Annotated in this window: 13 protein-coding genes and 1 tRNA gene; 6 read left to right on the forward strand and 8 right to left on the reverse strand. The window is 64.7% G+C overall.

Annotated elements, in window-relative coordinates; translation table 11 throughout:
- Positions 1-33 precede the first annotated feature (33 nt).
- Both ACIQXM_RS04180 and ACIQXM_RS04185 read right to left on the reverse strand, forming a co-directional pair.
- The gene (locus ACIQXM_RS04180; RefSeq protein ID WP_400928058.1) at positions 34-735 is read right to left on the reverse strand and encodes a class F sortase; all 702 of its coding nucleotides are present in this window, start codon (positions 733-735) and stop codon (positions 34-36) included.
- 106 nt (positions 736-841) lie between these two features.
- The gene (locus tag ACIQXM_RS04185; RefSeq protein WP_400928060.1) at positions 842-1,660 is read right to left on the reverse strand and encodes a DUF4397 domain-containing protein; all 819 of its coding nucleotides are present in this window, start codon (positions 1,658-1,660) and stop codon (positions 842-844) included.
- A gap of 243 nt (positions 1,661-1,903) precedes the next feature.
- Here ACIQXM_RS04185 and ACIQXM_RS04190 point away from each other — a divergent pair.
- Positions 1,904-1,976: transfer RNA gene (locus tag ACIQXM_RS04190), tRNA-Arg, on the forward strand.
- 94 nt (positions 1,977-2,070) lie between these two features.
- On the opposite strand, the gene yicI is transcribed toward ACIQXM_RS04190, so the two are convergent.
- Together yicI and ACIQXM_RS04200 are read right to left on the reverse strand one after the other, a co-directional pair.
- Positions 2,071-4,248, reverse strand: a complete 2,178-nt coding sequence (gene yicI / locus ACIQXM_RS04195) for an alpha-xylosidase (RefSeq protein WP_400928063.1) — start codon at positions 4,246-4,248, stop codon at positions 2,071-2,073.
- Positions 4,245-6,287 carry a beta-galactosidase gene (locus ACIQXM_RS04200; protein WP_400928066.1) on the reverse strand — a complete coding sequence of 681 codons (2,043 nt, stop codon included), beginning with the start codon at positions 6,285-6,287 and terminating at the stop codon, positions 4,245-4,247. Before ACIQXM_RS04200 ends, yicI begins: the two co-directional genes overlap by 4 nt.
- Before the next feature lie 158 nt (positions 6,288-6,445).
- Between ACIQXM_RS04200 and ACIQXM_RS04205 the strand changes: the two genes are divergently transcribed.
- On the forward strand, positions 6,446-7,462 hold the full coding sequence (locus tag ACIQXM_RS04205) for a LacI family DNA-binding transcriptional regulator (protein WP_400928068.1): 1,017 nt from the start codon (positions 6,446-6,448) through the stop codon (positions 7,460-7,462).
- A gap of 47 nt (positions 7,463-7,509) precedes the next feature.
- Here ACIQXM_RS04205 and ACIQXM_RS04210 read toward each other — a convergent pair whose 3' ends face one another.
- From ACIQXM_RS04210 to ACIQXM_RS04220, 3 genes are read right to left on the reverse strand one after another with little or no spacing between them, the layout of a single operon-like run.
- Positions 7,510-8,427, reverse strand: a complete 918-nt coding sequence (locus tag ACIQXM_RS04210) for a carbohydrate ABC transporter permease (RefSeq protein WP_400928071.1) — start codon at positions 8,425-8,427, stop codon at positions 7,510-7,512.
- Positions 8,424-9,428 (reverse strand): ABC transporter permease, encoded by a 1,005-nt coding sequence (locus ACIQXM_RS04215; protein ID WP_400928074.1) that lies wholly within the window; start codon positions 9,426-9,428, stop codon positions 8,424-8,426. The genes ACIQXM_RS04210 and ACIQXM_RS04215 overlap by 4 nt, the downstream gene beginning before the upstream one ends.
- A 35-nt stretch (positions 9,429-9,463) precedes the next feature.
- The gene (locus ACIQXM_RS04220; protein ID WP_400928077.1) at positions 9,464-11,179 is read right to left on the reverse strand and encodes an extracellular solute-binding protein; all 1,716 of its coding nucleotides are present in this window, start codon (positions 11,177-11,179) and stop codon (positions 9,464-9,466) included.
- 254 nt (positions 11,180-11,433) lie between these two features.
- Here ACIQXM_RS04220 and ACIQXM_RS04225 point away from each other — a divergent pair, with 254 nt between their 5' ends.
- The 4 genes from ACIQXM_RS04225 (at position 11,434) to ettA (ending at position 17,514) form a co-directional block, all read left to right on the forward strand.
- Positions 11,434-14,322, forward strand: coding sequence for a glycoside hydrolase family 3 C-terminal domain-containing protein (locus ACIQXM_RS04225; protein WP_400928080.1), 2,889 nt, complete (start codon positions 11,434-11,436; stop codon positions 14,320-14,322).
- Between the two features lie 282 nt (positions 14,323-14,604).
- Positions 14,605-15,282: a single-stranded DNA-binding protein gene (locus ACIQXM_RS04230; RefSeq protein WP_400928083.1), complete on the forward strand. Its 678-nt coding sequence runs from the start codon at positions 14,605-14,607 to the stop codon at positions 15,280-15,282.
- Positions 15,279-15,743, forward strand: coding sequence for a DUF6993 domain-containing protein (locus ACIQXM_RS04235; protein ID WP_400928086.1), 465 nt, complete (start codon positions 15,279-15,281; stop codon positions 15,741-15,743). The genes ACIQXM_RS04230 and ACIQXM_RS04235 overlap by 4 nt, the downstream gene beginning before the upstream one ends.
- A gap of 88 nt (positions 15,744-15,831) precedes the next feature.
- Positions 15,832-17,514 carry an energy-dependent translational throttle protein EttA gene (ettA, locus tag ACIQXM_RS04240; RefSeq protein ID WP_400928088.1) on the forward strand — a complete coding sequence of 561 codons (1,683 nt, stop codon included), beginning with the start codon at positions 15,832-15,834 and terminating at the stop codon, positions 17,512-17,514.
- Between the two features lie 77 nt (positions 17,515-17,591).
- Here ettA and ACIQXM_RS04245 read toward each other — a convergent pair whose 3' ends face one another.
- Positions 17,592-18,476, reverse strand: a complete 885-nt coding sequence (locus ACIQXM_RS04245; RefSeq protein ID WP_400928091.1) for an acyl-CoA thioesterase — start codon at positions 18,474-18,476, stop codon at positions 17,592-17,594.
- Positions 18,477-18,515 lie beyond the last annotated feature (39 nt).

Consider the following 18,515-nt stretch of genomic DNA (forward strand, 5'->3'; position numbering starts at 1 on the left):
CTGTTGGCCCGCCGGAGGGGTCGGCAGTTTTCCCTATGATACCGGTGCCGCTGTCAGGACCACGTTATCTTCGTAGTCGTCCTGCGCTTCGAGCCAGGCACCGCCGCAGGTCACCAGTTTTAGCCGGGGCTCACCGGTGCGTTCGAAGAGGCGGTGGCCGTCCAGGGTTTTCTTGGCGATGTTTTCCACACCCTCGGCGGCGTACCGCTGGACGGAGCCGTCCTCCCTTGTGACATTGATGATGGTGCCGGGTGGAACGTCCTTCAGCCCGGCGATCGGCAGCTGCTCGGTGCGTGAATCAACGTGGGCTGCGAGAACCGCGGAGCCTGCTGCGGCCCCGGGAGCCGGCCCGTACTTGTACCAGCCCGCCTGATAGTGGTTGTTGGGCAGTGTCATCGCCCCGTTGTCCTCAACTCCCACCGGAACCACCTCCAGATCGATTCCCGTCCCCTCCACCGTGACCCGTACCGGCTGCGGCACGCTGACCTCGGCTTCCGGCACTGCCGGGCGGATGGGGATGGTGGAAGGATCGACGGCGACAGCCTGCGGGGCGGAAGCCGCCGGTGCCGGGGCGGAAGAGGCGGGTTCAGAAGAGGCAGCGGAAGAGGTGTCAGAAGCGGGGAGCGAATCGGGCTGCCCGCCCGTTTCTCCGGCGCAGGCCGCAGAGCCGGCTGACAGCGCAACCACGAGAGCTGCACCGGCCCAAAGTCTGCGCCCGGAGGCGGAATGCGGCATGGGGGTGAAACTTCCTTTCCAGGGGATTTACTGATTCGGGCTCCGGGGAGCCGGAAGAGCGGCCGGAGGTTTGCTCCGGCCGCCCTTGCAGGGAAATCCGGGTCGCTTAGTTCCGGGCGCCTGCTGCCTTGTTGCGGCGTGCCACTGCGGCAGCGCCGATGAGGAGCATCACTGCCACGGAGGCACCTGCCGCAAGGGCTGCGCCGTTGCCGTCTTCAGAGGTTGCCAGTGCACTCGGTACGGCGTTCGGAGCCGATTCCATGCCGCCGATTGTCTGGGTGGCAAGGGCAAGGTTGCCGTCGGCCAGCGATCCCCAGGCGTAGACGAAGGTGTGGGTTCCTTCGGGCAGGGTCAGATCGGCCGGGCCGATCACCGGAGCAGTGGTTCCTGCTGCGGCAACCGATGCGGAGATTGTTCCGGCGTCCACGGCCAGCGTCTTCTCGCCCGGGTTCTCCAGATTGGTGATGACCGGAGCTCCGTTGGCCAGGACGTCCACGGCAGGTGCTGCGGCGTCGTGGCGTACGGTCAGGTGTGCCTTGCCCGGAGCCACCGTGGAAAGGTCGTTGGTGTAGAAGTTTGCCGTCGGCGCACCGGAGGCATCCAGGTTGGCCACGGCCGTGTAGTTTCCGCCGGCAGCCAGGTTGACGTTTACCGGTCCAATGATCGGAGCCGAAGCATCTGCGGCGTCCGGAGCAGTGATGGCCAGCGCGTAGCTGCCGGCGGGAAGGTCAAGCGGTCCGGCAAGCGTCCCCGGTGTGAAGTCGTCCAGGGTGAGTGCACCGTTGACGTACACGTCCACGGTGGTGTCGGGGATCGCATGCAGGACAGAGAGCTCGGCAGTGTCCGCAGCTGCTGCAGGGGTCATAAAGCCCACGGCAGCAGTCAAACCTGCTGCTGCTGCGAGGGCGGTGACGGTCTTACGCATGGTGTCTCCTTGATGTTGGCTTCTTCGCCGGCAGCGAAGGTGTGGTGATGCTTACACCTCCTTTACCTGCGGGGGGCCGGGTTTGGATTCAACTTCAGGAGAAAACTTTTGGGGCCGGAAAACGGGGACACGGACAGGGGGTGGAGGAGGCGCGCAGCGCGCAGACAGCGCTGAGACAGGCACGGTGTCAGGGCGCGGCGGTTCATGGGCTCCTCCGCCAGCCGTAGTATCATCGTTTGGTTGCCCCCCGTAGCTCAATGGATAGAGCAACGGCCTTCTAATCCGTAGGTTGCGCGTTCGAGTCGCGCCGGGGGGACTCAAGCGAACCGGGCTTAGCAGCCCTGCCGTCCGCCGTCGTCCCCGCCCGCGCCGTCGTCCCCCCACCGCCGCCCGTTCAGAAAACGGCCGGGTCAGACCGCCTCCGCAGACACCGCACCTCCGCTGACCGTCACGGCGAAGCGGACACTGTTCCCGCTGGAACCGGGCAGCACTACGTCAGGGTGTTTTCCGTCCGCAGCCTGGAAGGCCCGGAACTCCACTTCGCGGGCCCAGTCATACTCCGGCCGGTCTTCCACGGTTCCCATCGGGAGCACGGTTCCCGGCCGCACAAACAAGGCGGCTTCCAGCACGGAGTAGGTCCGGGTGTGCCACCGCCCGCCCTGGAGCTGCTCACCGGATTCCAGATGGGTCCAGGTGCCTTCGGGCAGGTAGAAGGACACGGAACCCCCGGGGGTGAAGACCGGGGCCACCAGAAGGTCCGGCCCCAGCATGTACTGGCGGTCCAGCTGCGCGCAGCCGGGGTCCTGGGGAAATTCAAGGAACATGGGGCGCATCATGGGGGTTCCCTCTGAATGTGCCTGCTCCGCCGTTTTCAGCAGATACGGCATGAGCCGCATCTTTAGCCGGGTGAAGTGGCGCAGGACGTCGCTGGACTCGTCGTCGACCAGCCAGGGGACCCGGTAGGAGTTTGAGCCGTGCAGCCGCGAGTGTGAGGACAGCAGTCCAAAGGCGATCCACCTCTTGAACAGCTCCGGTTCCGGCGTTCCTTCGAACCCGCCAATGTCGTGGCTCCAGAAGCCAAAGCCCGACGACGACAGCGACAGTCCGCCGCGCAGCGATTCGGACATGGCGGTGAAGGTCGATTCGCAGTCGCCGCCCCAGTGCACCGGCATTTTCTGTCCGCCCGCGGTGGCCGAGCGGGCAAAGAGGACGGCCTCTCCTTCCCCGCGCTCGGCAGTGAGCAGGTCAAAGACGCTCTGGTTGTACAGCTGCGCGTAGTAGTTGTGCATCCGCAGCGGATCCGAACCGTCGTGCCACACCACGTCCGTGGGGATGCGCTCGCCGAAGTCCGTCTTGAAGGAGTCCACTCCCTGCCCCAGCAGCACCTGCAGCTGGTCCTGGTACCACTGGACCGCTTCCGGGTTGGTGAAGTCCACCAGTGCCATGCCGGCCTGCCACATATCCCACTGCCAGAGGGATCCGTCGGCCTGTTTGACCAGATACCCCTTGTCCCGGCCTTCAGCGAACAGATGCGACCGCTGCGCAATGTAGGGGTTGATCCAGACGCATACCTTGAGCCCCCGGGCATGGAGGCGCCGGATCATGCCTTCGGGATCAGGGAAGGTCTGCGGATCCCACACGAAATCGCTCCAGTGGAAGGCCCGCATCCAGTGGCAGTCGAAATGGAACACGGACAGGGGAAGGCTGCGCTCCTCCATGCCGTCGATGAAGGACATGACGGTGTCCTCGTCGTAGTCCGTGGTGAAGGAGGTGGAGAGCCACAGTCCGTAGGACCAGGCCGGCAGCCGGGAGGGACGGCCGGTGAGCTCGGTGTACCGGCGCAGGATGTCCTTTGGCGTGGGACCGTAGATCAGGAAGTACTGCAGGCGCTGCCCCTCGACGCTGAACTGGGTCCGGGACACCACCTCGGAACCAATCTCGAAGGACACCCGCTCCGGCTGGTTCACAAAGACGCCGTAACCGTCATTGGTGAGGTAGAAGGGGACATTCTTGTAGGCCAGCTCGCTTGAGGTGCCGCCGTCCTCGTTCCAGATATCGATGGACTGCCCGTTCTTGGTGAAGGCACCGAAACGCTCGCCGAGCCCGTAGACATTCGTTCCCACGCCCAGGCTCAGCTGTTCGTGGACAAAGGTCTTCCCCTCCCGGTCAGTGATGACTCCAATGCTGCGGGGGACCGAGGAAGTGAGCGTCCGGCCGTCCGCGGTGAAGTCCACCTGCCAGTCTCCGGCCGTGCTGATCCGTGCGCTGACATCGCCGGAAGTGAAGGTGACCCGGGATTCGTCCTCCACGATCTTGACCGGCCCCGGCGACGGGTAAAGCTCAAAGTCCGGCCCACGGTGCACTCCGCCCTGGAAATGCTCAATCGTCACGCCAATAACGTTGTCCAGGGGAGACTCGAAGGTGACGGTTATCTGCGGACAATTCAGTGCATCGCCGCGTCCGTTGATCTTCTGCGTAGGCGCATAGATCGCCAGCCGGTCGCCGTCGACCTCCACTGCGGAGATGTCCCGCGGACGCAGAACGCTCATGCCCTGCTTGGGCAGCCAATATCCATCAGTGAATTTCATTCTGTTCCTTCATCTCCGTCGTCGTCGTTCAAGAAGTAATCCGCTGCGTCAAGTACGCAGGCGCCGTAGGGCTGCAGGTCCAGGAGCGGGCCGGTCTCTCGGCCCGTGAGCAGGTCAACAGCCGGTCCCGGGAGGCGGAGGGTCTGCCCCAGCGGACCGTGATTGAGCAGGAACAGCCACTGTCCGCGGACCACAGCCTCCACGTCCCCGGGCAGCCCGTCCGGAAATGCAGGCCGGATGCCGGCTGCGCGGAGCGCATCCAGCAGCACCGCCGTCATGGCGGCGTCGTCCAGGTCCGCTCCCAGATACCAGCTCTGGCCCGCGCCCCAGAGGTGGCGGGTCAGCGCGGGCTTGCCCTTAAGCGGTCCGCCGGCAAAAGATGCCAGGGCGTCGGCACCGTCCAGGCGCAGGTCCTCACCCCAAAACTGTGCGGCAGCGGGAGGCTGGGCGCCCGTAGAAAAGGTGACGGGGCACGGCTCGGGAAGCGGAACCCACTCCTCGCCGCTGGCACCCAGGCACTTGTGCAGCACCGCCGGAAAGCGTCCGGTGGCCAGGCGCGCGTTCTCATCCGCCACCGCGCTGAACGGCCCGACGAACAGGGCACCCCCGCCCTGGACATACTGATCCAGCGCCTGCGCATGCTCGTCCCGCAGAAGGAACAGGTTCGGCACCAGCACCAGGGAAAACCTGTCCAGGTCCGCGCCGGGATGGACTATCTCCACGGCGGTGCCGTGCCGGCGCAGGGGCCGGTAGAAGGAGAGCAGCTGGTCCATGACGCGCAGCCGCTCGGAGGGACGGGCGCTCTCCTCGGCGGCCCACCAGCTCTCCCAGTCGAAGAGGACGGCGACCCGCGCGGGAACGGACGTTCCCGAGACCGGCGCCAGCCGCTGAAGTTCCGCCCCCAGTGCTGCGGCTTCGCGGTAAACCCGGGTGTCCGGGCCGGCCAGCGGCACCACTGCCGAATGGAACCTTTCCGCTCCTGCAGCCGACTGCCGGAACTGGAAGAAGCACACGGCATCAGCACCCCTGGCGACCGCCGAGAGCGCATCCAGGCGAAGCGTTCCCGGCGCTTTGGGGACGTTGTGGCCGCGCCAGTTCACGGCCGACGTTGCGGATTCCATCAAAAGCCAGGGGCGGCCGCCGCCGAGTCCGCGGCAGAGATCGTGGGTGAGCGAACCAAGGTCCAGGGAGCCTGCGTCGGCGGGATCCGTGTACCAGTCGTTGGCCACCACATCGATCTCCGAAGCGAAGGAAAAATAGTCCGCACCACGGAAGAAACCCATGAAATTGGTAGTCACGGGATGGTGCGGGTCATGCCTGCGGATAATGTCCCGCTGCAGGCAGTAGAGGGAGAGCAGCTCGTCGGAAGTGAAGCGTTTGAAATCCAGGCTCTGCGCGGGATTGCCGATGTACGGTGCCCTGCGCGGGGGAAGGATCTCTTCCCAGGCTGAATAGCGCTGGCTCCAGAAGGCGGTGCCCCAGGCGCGGTTGAGCTCCTCGAGGGTGCCGTAGCGTTCCTGCAGCCAGCGCCGGAAAGCGCCTGCGCTTTCATCGTCGAAGCTGACCTGCCCCAATTCATTTCCGACATGCCACATGGTCACGGCCGGATGGGAGGAGTACCTCGCGGCCAGGGCTTCCGTAACGGCAGCGGCCGCCTTCCGATACTTGTCCGAGGAGGGGTTGAACTGGTTGCGGGAGCCGTACCAGAGGGTGTGGCCGTCTGCATCCTGGGGCAGGGTTTCGGGATACCGGTAACCCAGCCAGGGCGGCGGGGATGCAGTGGGGGTTGCCAGATCCACCTGTATGCCGCCCTCATGCAGCAGATCCAGTACGCGGTCAAGCCAGCCGAAGTTCCACTGTCCCTCCACCGGTTCCAGCTGTGCCCAGCTGAAGACGCCCACGGTCACAAAATTGATGCCGGCATCCTGCATGAGGGCAATGTCTTCGGGCCACGTTTCTTCGGGCCACTGCTCCGGGTTGTAGTCGGCGCCGTAGCGCAGGCCGCTCGAGGGGCCGTTCATACCGGGAAGAGAGTTCATCGAATCATTTCGACTTTCTGGGTTGCAATTACGTGAAAAGACAGGCAAGAGCCTTGAGGGGGCTAGGATTCTGGAGAAGTAGTTGTCGAAATTTTCGACCGCTGAAAGCACATCTGCTCCGCCTGACGGCGTCGGGCGGTGAAGGAGGAACTGCACCGATGCCAACCATGAGCGATGTGGCCCGCGCTGCGGGTGTCTCCGCGAGCACTGTCTCCTACGTGCTCAGCGGCAAACGCAGCATTTCCGAGCAGACCCGCCGCCAGGTCCAGGACGCAATCGACAGGCTTGGCTACAGCCCGCATGCCGGCGCCCGTTCCCTGGCGTCCAACAGGTCCAATGTGCTGGGACTGATGGCGCCGCTGCGCGCGGACGTCAACGTGAGCGTCGTGATGCAGTTTGTTGCCGCCGTCGTCTCTGCCGCCCGGGAGTTCAACCAGGATGTGCTGCTGCTGACCCAGGAAGACGCCGGCGGTATTGAGCGTGTGACTTCCCAGTCGATGGTGGACGGATTGATCATGATGGACATCGAGGCCGCCGATCCGCGGATCCCGCGGCTTGCCAAGCTGCGTAAACCCGCCGTGCTGATTGGTGTTCCCGACAACGCACAGGGCTTGAGCTGCGTGGATTTCGATTTTGCCGCCGCATCCCGGATTGCCGTGCAGCATCTGGCCGGCCTGGGACACCGGCATATCGCTTTCATCGGATCTCCGCCGGCGTCCCTCGCCCGCCATGCCACGTACGCCGACCGCGCTGCTGCCGGTTTTGAGCAGGCGTGCCGCAGTTTGGACATCAGCTTCAGCCTCCATGCCTGCGGCGCCACCTCCGCAGACCTCTCCGGCGTTCTGGACAAGCTCTTTGGAGACCAAGCGGCGGGCCCGGCGGTCACCGGACTCGTGGTGCACAACGAATGGCTGGTGCCGATGCTGCGGGAGGCCATGGGCGGCCTGGGCCTGCGTATTCCGGAGGACGTTTCGGTGGTGGCCGTAGCACCCGCGGATGTCGCCACGGCATCCCTGCACCCCTGGACGGCTGTCAGTATCCCGGCCACGGACATTGGACGTGCCGCGGTGGAAATGGTGATGCACCGGCTGAATGCGGACAAACCAGTGGAAATGCGGCTGATTGTTCCGGCCCTCGATGTCCGGAAAACGACGGCGGCCCCGCCTGTGCGTTGATCGCACAGCTTCCGCACGGGGGACCGCCGCGGCTTCGCTCCGGACCCTCAACCCTTGACCGCACCGATCATGACGCCCTTGGTGAAGTGCTTCTGGACAAAGGGATAGACAAAGAGGATGGGAACCATGGCAATTACGATCACGGCCATTTGCAGCGCCAGCGACGCTGCGACACCCTGCCCCACGTCAATCTGGCCCGGCACCGACACACCCTGGAGCACGTAGGAGCGAAGCACCACCTGAAGCGGATTCTTGGAGCTGTCATTGATGTAGAGGATGGCGTTGAAGAACGCATTCCAGTACCCCACCCCGTAGAACAGGGCAATCACGGCGGTAACTGCCTTGGACATGGGCAGCACAATTTGAGCCAGGATCCGCCACTCGCTGGCACCGTCTATGCGGGCACTGTCCAGGATTCCCTGATCAATCCCCATGAAGAATCCGCGCAGGATGATGATGTTGAAGACGGAAACGGCACCGGGAAGGATGAGCGCCCAATAGGAGTCGATCAGCCCCAGCCCCGACACCAGCAGGTACGTGGGAATCATCCCGGCTCCGAAGAACATGGTGATCAGCAGCGTGAACAGGATGGGGGTATGGGCGAAGGTTCCCGGCCGTGACAGGCCGTAGGCACAGAGGACGGAAACCACCATGCTCAGCACCGTTCCCACTGTGGTGACGCCAACGCTCACCGCCACCGCCCGGGTCACCACTCCGCCGTCGAGGATCTGGCGGTAGGCATCCAGCGTGATTCCGTCCGGAATGAGGACCAGGCCCCCGGCTTCGGTGATGGTGCCCTGTGAGGACAGGCTGGTCAGGACGATGGTGTACAGCGGACCGAGGACTGCCAGGACCACTGCAACCAGTACTGCGGCTTTGGTGATCTTGCCGGCAGCGGACGGTTCTTCCTCCCAGGCCGGCCTGGTGGACCGCCCGCGGGCCTTGTCTTCCATGAGAACTGTCATGACTTTGAATACACCCCGTTTTCGCCCATCAGGTGGGCAATCTTGTTAGCCCCCAGGATCAGTCCCAGGGACACCAGGCCCTTGATCAGCCCGGCTGCTGCCGCATAGCTCCAGTCCCCGTTTTGCACGCCCGTGTAGTAGACAAAGGTGTCCAGCACCTCCGAGGCTCCGGAACCCACCGCATCCCGCTGAAGAATGAGCTGTTCAAAGCCCACTGAGAGGGCATCGCCCAGCCTCAGGATCAGCAGCAGGATAATCACCGGCCGCAGTCCGGGCAGGGTGATGTGCCACAGCCGCTGCCGGCGGTTGGCGCCGTCCACGGCCGCCGCCTCATACTGTGCCGGATCAATGGCGTTCAGCGCTGCGAGGAATACGATGATGCCCCAGCCGGCGTCCTTCCAAATGGCCTGTGACGTAATGAGGAACAGAAAGGTGTCCGGGTTGGTCATGATGTCCATGCCGCCCCAGCCCCTGGACCCGAGCAGCTGGTTGAGCAGCCCGGCGCCGCCGAAAATCTGCTGGAAGACCGACACCACAAGCACCCAGGAGAAGAAGTGGGGCAGGTAGACAATCGCCTGGATGGTGGCACGCATGCCCGGGCGCACCAGTGAATTCAGCAATAGCGCCAGGGCAATCGGCACGGGGAAGAAGAACACCAGCTGGAAGGCGGTGATCACCAGGGTGTTCTTTACCGCCAGATAAAAGCCCGGATCGGTGAACACCCGGGCAAAATTCTGCAGGCCCACCCAGGGGCTGTTCCCTATTCCGATGAATGGTGAATAGTCCTTGAAGGCAACAATGTTGCCCAGGATCGGGACATAGGCGAAAACCACCAGCAGTGCGACGGCGGGAAGCGTCATCAGCAGCATCGAACGGTCCCGCCGCAGCCTGGCTCCGAGGCTCAGCCTGCGGCCGGTCGGGGCCTTGCCGGGTTTTCGAGGTTCATCCTTGATATCTGCAGGGGCAGGCGCACCTGGCGCACCGGCAGTCACGCTGCGCACGGCCGGGTCCACTGATGTGGGAGCACTGTCGCTCATCAGGCGCTGAGGAAGCCGGCGTAGAAGTCGCGCAGTTCATCGCCGCCGGACTTCTTCCACGTTGCCAGTGCGGAGTCGAGGTCGGATATCTTTTTGCGGCCGCGCACAATGTCCTTGGCCAGGTCGTCAAAGGGCGCTCCCAGGGACGCATACTTGGTGTCTTCCTGGATCTGCATCCCGAAGAACAGGCCTTCCTGCACATTGGGGGCCTGGCGTGCTTCCCATTCGCTGCGCTCCTGGACATACCCGGGGTACTGGACCATGGAGTTCACCACCGGCGGGCTGACCAGGAAGGCGTAGGTGCTGGTGACCTCGTTGCGCCCCTTGTCCGTGGCCTGCGGAATGTTCTGGGCATCCAGTTCATAGTGGACCCCTTCGACTCCGTTGACGATGAGCTGGTTTTCCTCCGTGCCAAAGGGTGCTGCCATGTAATCGGCCAGAGCCAGGATTTCTTCGATTTTCGCCGGGTCATCTGTCTTCTTGATAAAGCTGAAGATGCTGGCGGGGGAGGCCTTGAACAGTGTCGGCTTTCCGCCGTCGGGCGCAAAATAGTCCATGGCCTGCATCCGGAAGCCGGGGTTGGTGGGCAGCACCCGGGCCAGGGCTTCATGCCAGCTGCCCAGGCCGTCACCGGTCATCAGCGTGGCGCCGGACTCAAAGCGGGACTTCGCCATTTGGGTGTTTCCGGCCACGGCATCCGGGTGGACGGCTCCCGAAGCGAAGAGCTGGGCGGTCCATTCCAGGGCGGCGCGGTATTCGTCGCTTTCCAGCTTGTGCTGGAGTTTCCCGTCCACTTCCTTCCACATCGGCACTACGCCGTGCATGATCTGCGCCAGGTTCCAGACGTCATCCGATCCCCACCGGTTCTTGGATGCGTCGGTGGCTTCCTTGGCGACCTCCAGGTATTCCGCTGCTGAGGTGGGCTGCTCCAGCCCCAGTTCTTCGAAGAGGTCAGCCCGGAAGAAGAGGGCGTCGTTGAGCAGGGTGCCGGGGTAGGGCAAGCCGTAGAGTCCGCCGCTGAAAACACTGTATTTCCAGGCATCGGTGGGAAGGTTCGCAAGGTTGGGATATTTCTTGACCTTGTCTCCGGCGAGGTATTCGGACAGGTCCGTGAACAGGTTTTCGGCTGCCTGCCCAAACCGGGGCGGCAGGTTCCAGGAGGGGATGACCACCCAATCCGGGACATCCTTGGGTGAGGCCAGCACGGTCTGGATCTTGTCGCCGTAAGTGTTGCCGTCATTGACCTGGAAGTTGATGGTGGCGCCCAGTTCCTTGTTCACTGCACCGTAGTAGCTGTTGCCCGGGGCCGCAGGCGGAACAGACCACCAGGCCGGTGACATGGCCGTATAGGTTCCGCCCTTGCCGGGAGTGGAGGCAACCGACTTTGTCAGCTGGGCGGGGACGGTTGTGAAGCCGGGGGTGGAACCGTTGACGCCCGGGATGTCGGGGGTGGCCAGATCGATCGGATAGTAGTTGGGGATGAGCTTGGCGATGGTCTCGCCCAGTCCCGATGAGGAAGTGATCTGAGTGGTGGAGCCCCCGCTGCCGCAGGCCGTCAGGGCAGCGGGGATACTGGCTGCCACCGCGACGCCGCCCAGCAGTCCCAGAAAGGAGCGGCGGTTCACCGGGCGCTGTCCGAGCTGGCCCAGGAGGGACGCTGCGGTGCCCGGCTGCGTGGTTTGCGGATGGTTGCGCGTGGATCTGTTGAGCGGCATGGTCCACTCCTTTGTGGTCAGAAGGCGGGCGGGTGATCGGCGGATCACGACCGTGAATAGTATCGAAGCGATTCGACTGAGTTGACCCTAAAGCAGGGATGCGGAGGATGCAAGCACTTCGTGTGATTTGCGACACGTCGTAGGATGGCAGTACTTATGCGCACCACCGGCACTTTTCACCGCTGCAGAAGCGGAAAAGCCGGTGCTCCTTCCGGAGAAGCGGTTCGACAAAGTACCAGTGATTGGAAGACCACATGGCAACACCCCCGGCAGCCCGTACGCCCGAATCGCTCCTTGCGGCGCTGACGGTGAACCAAAAGGCCGCACTGCTCCACCAGCATTCGCCTCAGCTGGAGGATCCGGAGCTGGCCGAGTTCCGCACCGGCACGGAAGCTGCCCACGGTGTGGCCTGGCTTGGAACGGCCACAGTGTTTCCCCAAACCGTCGGATTGGCTGCCACTTGGGACGAAGACCTGATTCGGCGGGTGGGACGCGTTGTGGCTGCCGAAGTACGCACCAAAAAGATGCTCGATCCCACCGTGAGCCTTAACGTGTGGGCGCCGGTGGTCAACCCGCTGCGGCATCCGCTCTGGGGCCGCAATGAGGAAGGATTTTCCGAGGATCCGCGGCTCACCGGCCTGCTTGCCGCCGCGTACTGCAGCGGCCTGCGCGGAGAGGGGGACCGGTGGTGCACGGTTCCCACGCTGAAACACTTCCTGGGCTACAACAATGAAACCGACCGCAGCGTTTCTTCCACCCAGCTGCGGCTGCGGGTGCTTCACGAGTATGAGCTCCCGGCTTTCCGTATCCCCGTGGAAGCCGGGGACGTGGGAGCCGTCATGCTTTCCTACAACCTTGTCAACGGGCGACCGGCCCATGTCAGTGACCTGGTCCGGGACCATCTGCGCCGGTGGACCGGGGGAGAAGACCTGGTGGTGGTCACGGATGCGGGCGCGCCCACCAGCCTGTACACCGCGGAAAAATACTTTCCCGACGCCGTGGCGGCCCATGCCGCCGCCGTCCTGGCCGGGGTGGACAACTTCACCGACGACGGCGGGAACTCCGCGCCGACGGTGGGCTATCTGCTGGCGGCCCTCGAAAGCGGGCAGCTTTCGGAGGCTGACCTTGACCGCAGCGTACTGCGCCTTCTGCTGCTGCGAGCCCGGACGGGGGAGTTCGGCGGCCAGAATGAGGCTGTCTCTGCTGTCTCTGCTGTCTCTGCCGCAACCGCCGCACCTGCTGGGTCCGAAACAGCGGGAGCCTCCGTGCGCGCCCTTGCCGCTGAGGCTGCCGCAAAGTCGGTGGTTCTGCTCCGCAATGAACCCGTGGCGGCGCGGACGGCAGAAGGTTCTGCCCCTGCGGGGCAGGCTGAGCCTGCGGCTCCCCTCCTGCCGCTTTCAGCGTCCGGCGGACGTTTGGCGGTTATCGGTACCCTGGGCACAAAGGTCCTGACTGACTGGTACAGCGGAACACCCGAATACACGGTCAGCCCCGGGGCCGCCCTCGCCGAACGCTTCGACCACGTCAGCGTCCTGGAGGGAACGGACACCGTTGCTCTGAGGAGCGTGCGCACCGGCAGGTATCTGGGGTCGGCCGACGCCCGAACCTCCCTCACAGCCTCCGCAGACGCACCCGGCGGGCCGGAGCGCTTCAGCCTCAAGGACTGGGGCAACGGAGACCTTACCCTGCGCAGTGCAGCCAACGGGCTGCTGCTGAGCGGAGCCGGCGGCTCCTATCTGTATCCGTCGGCGGAACGGGTAGGCGGCTGGGAAGTACAGGAAACTTTCCGCTTCCACCGGGCGCCGGACGCCACCGTGGCCATCCAGCACATTGGCACCGGTAAGTGGGTCCGTGTTGAGGCCCACACCGGCAGTGCCGTGCTGATCCGGGGAACCGAAGCGGATGCGGACCGGTTCGTCCTGCGCACAGTGCAGGCCGGGATCCCCGCGGCGGCAGAGGCGGCAGCGGCGGCGGACACCGCCGTCGTCGTGGTGGGAAACGATCCGCACCTGGGCGGCCGGGAGACGCTGGACCGGACCACCTTGGAGCTTTCCCCTGCGGATGCCGAACTGGTCCGCGCAGTCCGCGAAGCCAACCCGCGCACTGTGCTGGTCATTGTCTCTTCCTATCCCTATGCGCTGGGTGCGCTCGCCGACCTGCCCGCGGTGGTGTGGTCCTCGCACGGCGGGCAGGAGCTGGGCCGCGGGCTGGCCGCCGTCCTGGCCGGGGACATTGAACCCTTCGGGCGCCTGCCGCAAACCTGGCATGCCTCGGATGCAGACCTGCCGGACATCCTGGATTACGACATCATCGCGTCGGCAGGCACCTACCAGTACAGCAAGGCGGAGCCGCTGTATCCCTTTGGCCACGGGCTTTCCTACGGCTGCGTGCATTACGACGGCGTGCGCGTCCTGTCCGAGCCGGGCGCGGCTATGCCCGCAGGCACGGCAGTGGACGTGGACGTCACAGTGTCCAATGACGGACCGCGGCCGGCCTCCGAGCTGATCCAGCTGTACGTTGCCGCCCCGGGCCACCGGTTCGACTTTCCGCGGCGCCGCCTGGCGGCCTATGCCCGGGTGCTGCTGCAGCCGGGGGAGCGGCGGACCGAGAGAATCAGTGTCAACAGCGATGCTTTTGAGACATACAGCGTGAGCGCGGGGCGGATGCTGGTGGAACCGGGCCGGTATCTCCTGCTGGCTGGATCATCGGCGGGAAACCTGCCGCAGCAGGCAGTAGTCGACGTCGGCGGGGAGGCAAGCCCGATGCGCAGCCTCGGCAAGCCGGTGCGGGCCGAAAGTTTTGACGCCTGCGGCAACCTCGAGCTGGTGCCCGAGACCCGCGACTCCGGCACGGCAGTGGCCCCGGCTGATCCGTTCCGCCCAGCCTGGGCTGTGTATCGGGGGTGGGCGGACGCCGGAGCCTCCGCCGCGGAACTCCAGGTGACCCGGTCAGCCGGGGGCAGCCTGGAAATCCAGGCGACGGACGGGGCGGGAGGATGGATTCCGGCCGGACACGGCGGTGCGTCCGCTGCCGTGCCTGACGGATTCAACGGGGATGTGGTCCTGGAGCTGCCCAAGGGCGGGGACGAGTTCCGGGTGGTGCTTCGCGGACCCGTCACGCTGTCATCTCTGCGCCTGGTGTGACGACCGGGTTGTCTGGTTCCCTCGCTGGTGATTGCCCGGATCGTTTGTTGTCCCGGCGTTACCCCTCAGAGTCTCTTCCTCCTGCACAGGTTGTTGCTGGGGGCGGCGGGCTGCCTGTTGTCCACAGGCGCGAAGGGATGGCAGCCCCGAGGGCAAGCCGGGGCTGAGACTGGGCTCATGCCGTTGGATTCCTCCTCCGGCACCCGACACCTTGTGCGGCCCGGGAGGTTTCCGGGCCGCACTCCGGGCCCAGATTCAGAGACCCAGACAGGCAGGAAGCACATGAACGACACCATCACCATCCGGGGATTCGTTGCCACTGACGTTCGAAGCACCACTGCGGACAGCGGACTCGCGATAGCCGGATTCCGGATGTGCACCACTGAGAGGCGGTATGACAGGGACACCGGCAGCTGGGCCGACGGCCAGACCAACTGGTATTCCGTTTCCCTCTTTCGCCAGCTGGCCACCAACGCGGCCTTCAGCATTCACAAAGGAGACCGGGTGATCGTCACCGGCAGGCTCAAAGTCCGGCAGTGGGCCACGGATGACGGCAGGAGCGGCACCTCGGTGGACATTGACGCCGAGAGTGTCGGCCACGACCTCATGTGGGGAACCGCCAATTACCGGCGCAACGTCCAGGACCGAACCGCAAGCGGCACCGGGGAGGAAACTTCGGGTTCGGCGGCTGAAGAAACCGAAACTGATGATCTGCCGGCCGATCTGGATCTGGAGACCGGGGAGCTGGCCGGAACGGACTCCGGGGAGCCGCTGCACGGCATTGCCGGCGTTGGCGGGGATGCCGCTGATTCACCTGGTGCCGGGAATGGATCTGAGGCCGCGGAGACCTCGGCCGCCGGGGCTGTCGCTGCAGAAGATGGCCCGGATGACCCCTTCGTGATGCCGGGGGCGACGGTTGCGGCGGCTGCGGGACGGGGGCGTGGCAGAATGGGGCGATGATTCGCGTACGCCGCAACAGCAGGCTTCCCGGAGTTGTCCTTTCGGTACTGGTGCTCAGCTCCGTGGGCCTGCTTGCTCCCGCCTCGGCCCCCGGAGTTCGGATAGAGGGAGCCCAAATAGAGGGGGTCCAGGAAAAGAACGCCGCGGAGCGGGCGGTGCTTCCTGCCGCTGCGGACAAGACCGTCCGTTCCCTGACGGATTCCCTGGAAGCGCTCGCCGCCAGGGAACCCAGCCCCAACCGGGCAATGATTCGGGACGCTTTTACCGCAGCAGGGTTTGCCGGCGAGTCAGTGGAAATTTCGCTGGACGTGACGCCCACCGGCCTTGCCGTGGATTCGATTCGGGGAGCGGCGGCGGAGCAGGGGTCGTGCACCTTCGGCGAGGTGCGGGAGGGCCAGGTCTCGGTCAGCGTGCTCCCGGTGCTGGCCAGCGGATATTGTTTCGTGGGCGACCAGCGCTAGGTCCGCCCGGCGTCAGCCGGACGTAACGCCTGACGGGACGCTGCGGCCAAATGGCACTTATCGCCGTTGACCCACTAGCCTTGAACGTATGGCGGAATTTATCTACACGATGACCAAGGCCCGCAAGGCTGTTGGCGACAAAGTTATCCTCGACGACGTAAGCATGTCCTTTTTCCCAGGTGCCAAGATCGGCGTGGTGGGTCCCAACGGTGCGGGTAAGTCCACCATCCTTAAGATCATGGCCGGCCTGGACACCCCCTCCAACGGTGAGGCCCGGCTCAGCGCCGGCTACTCCGTGGGCATCCTGCTCCAGGAACCGCCGCTGAACGAGGAAAAGACCGTACTCGGCAACGTCCAGGAGGGCGTTGGCGAGATCTATGCCAAGATTCAGCGGTTCAACGAAATTTCCGAGGCAATGTCGGAGCCCGATGCGGACTTCGACAGCCTGCTGGATGAGATGGGCAAGCTGCAGGAAGCCATCGACGCTGCCGACGCCTGGGACATTGATTCCCAGCTGGAGCAGGCCATGGATGCTCTCCGGTGCCCGCCGGCTGATGCCGACGTCACTCTGCTCTCCGGTGGTGAGCGGCGCCGGGTGGCACTGTGCAAGCTGCTGCTGCAGAAGCCGGACCTGCTGCTCCTCGATGAGCCCACTAACCACCTGGATGCCGAAAGCGTGCTCTGGCTTGAGCAGCACCTTTCCGCCTACCACGGTGCTGTTCTTGCCGTGACCCACGACCGGTACTTCCTGGACCACGTGGCCCAGTGGATTGCTGAAGTGGACCGCGGACACCTCTACCCGTATGAGGGCAACTACTCCACGTACCTGGAGAAGAAGCGTGCCCGCCTGGAAGTCCAGGGCAAGAAAGACCAGAAGCTGGCCAAGCGACTCACCGAGGAACTGGACTGGGTCCGTTCCAACGCGAAGGGCCGCCAGACCAAGTCCAAGGCGCGCCTGGCCCGCTATGAGGAAATGGCTGCCGAAGCAGACCGCACCCGCAAGCTGGACTTCGAAGAAATCCAGATCCCGCCGGGACCGCGCCTGGGTTCCCTGGTGCTGGAGGCCAAGAACCTGCAGAAGGGGTTCGGCGACCGCCAGCTCATTGACGGCCTGTCCTTCTCGCTGCCGCGCAACGGCATCGTCGGCGTGATCGGCCCCAACGGTGTGGGTAAGTCCACGCTGTTCAAGACCATCGTTGGCCTGGAAGAGCTCGACGGCGGTGACCTGAAGATCGGCGACTCCGTCAAGATCTCCTACGTGGACCAGTCCCGCGGCGGCATCGACCCGGAGAAGAGCCTGTGGGAAGTTGTGTCCGACGGCCATGACTGGATCCAGGTCGGCCAGGTGGAAATGCCTTCCCGTGCCTACGTCTCCGCGTTCGGCTTCAAGGGCCCGGACCAGCAGAAGAAGGCCGGGGTGCTCTCCGGTGGTGAGCGCAACCGCCTGAACCTGGCGATGACCCTGAAGCAGGGCGGAAACCTGCTCCTGCTCGATGAGCCCACTAACGACCTGGACGTGGAAACCCTCTCCAGCCTGGAAAACGCACTGCTGGAATTCCCGGGCTGTGCCGTGGTGGTCTCCCACGACCGGTGGTTCCTGGACCGGGTGTCCACCCACATCCTGGCCTACGAAGGCACCGAGGAGAACCCGGCGAACTGGTACTGGTTCGAGGGTAACTTCGAGGCTTACGAGCAGAACAAGATTGAGCGCCTGGGCCCGGATGCGGCAACGCCGCACCGCGTGACCCACCGCCGTCTGACCCGCGACTAGTCAAGTCCGCTGGTGATAAAAGAACCCGCCCCGTGTGCACACGGGGCGGGTTCTTTTTTGGGTCCGGCTCCGGGATGTTACTGCTTTTCGGGAACGCGGAGCATGCCTTCCTGGGCAACGGTGGCAACGAGTTCTCCGGCGCGATTGAAGATGCGACCGCTGGCCAGGCCCCGGGCTCCGGAAGCGCTCGGCGATTCCTGGACGTACAGCAGCCAGTCGTCCATGCGCAGGGGCCGGTGCCACCACATGGCATGATCCAGGCTGGCAATTGACATCCCCGGGGTGGACCAGGGCAGGCCGTGCCGCCGCAGGATGGATTCCAGCAGCGTGTAGTCACTGGCATAGGCGAGAGCTGCGCGGTGCAGGTTCTGGTCATCGGGTATGGGGCCGAACGTCTTCATCCATACGGCGTTGCGGGCAACCCGTTCCGGTGCGGCTTCAAAGTACACGGACTTCTCGACGTGGCGGATGTCCATGGGCCGCTGATGCGACCAGGCTTTGGCCACGGGATGGTCGATGCCTTCGAGCAGTTCGGCCGTGGTGGGCAGGGACTCCGGCTCCGGAATGCCCTCCGGCATCTGAACCTGATGGTCCAAACCCTCATCGGGCTCCTGGAAGGACGCGATCAGGGACAGGATGGGCTTGCCGTTCTGGTAGGCATGCGTCCGGCGGGCTGAAAAGGACCGGCCGTCCCGCAGCCGCTGCACGCCAAAGGTAATGGGAATCTCAGTGTCTCCCGGGCGCAGGAAGTAGCCGTGCATGGAGTGCATCAGCCGGCCGGGTTCCACGGTGCGTGCGGCGGCAATGAGTGACTGGCCCAGCACCTGTCCGCCGAAGACGCGTTTGCGCGGCTCCGGCTGGGATCCGCCCACAAAGATGTCTTCGTCGGTCTGCGCGCCGTCGGCAGGGCTGAGGTTCAGCAGGCTCAGCAGGGAAGCGGTGGGATCGGCGGTGTCAGCCATGGGTGGTTAGTCTCCTAGGACATGCGGTGGTGAAGGCCC

The organism is Arthrobacter sp. NPDC097144, from assembly GCF_044762205.1.
GTDB lineage: Bacteria > Actinomycetota > Actinomycetes > Actinomycetales > Micrococcaceae > Arthrobacter_B.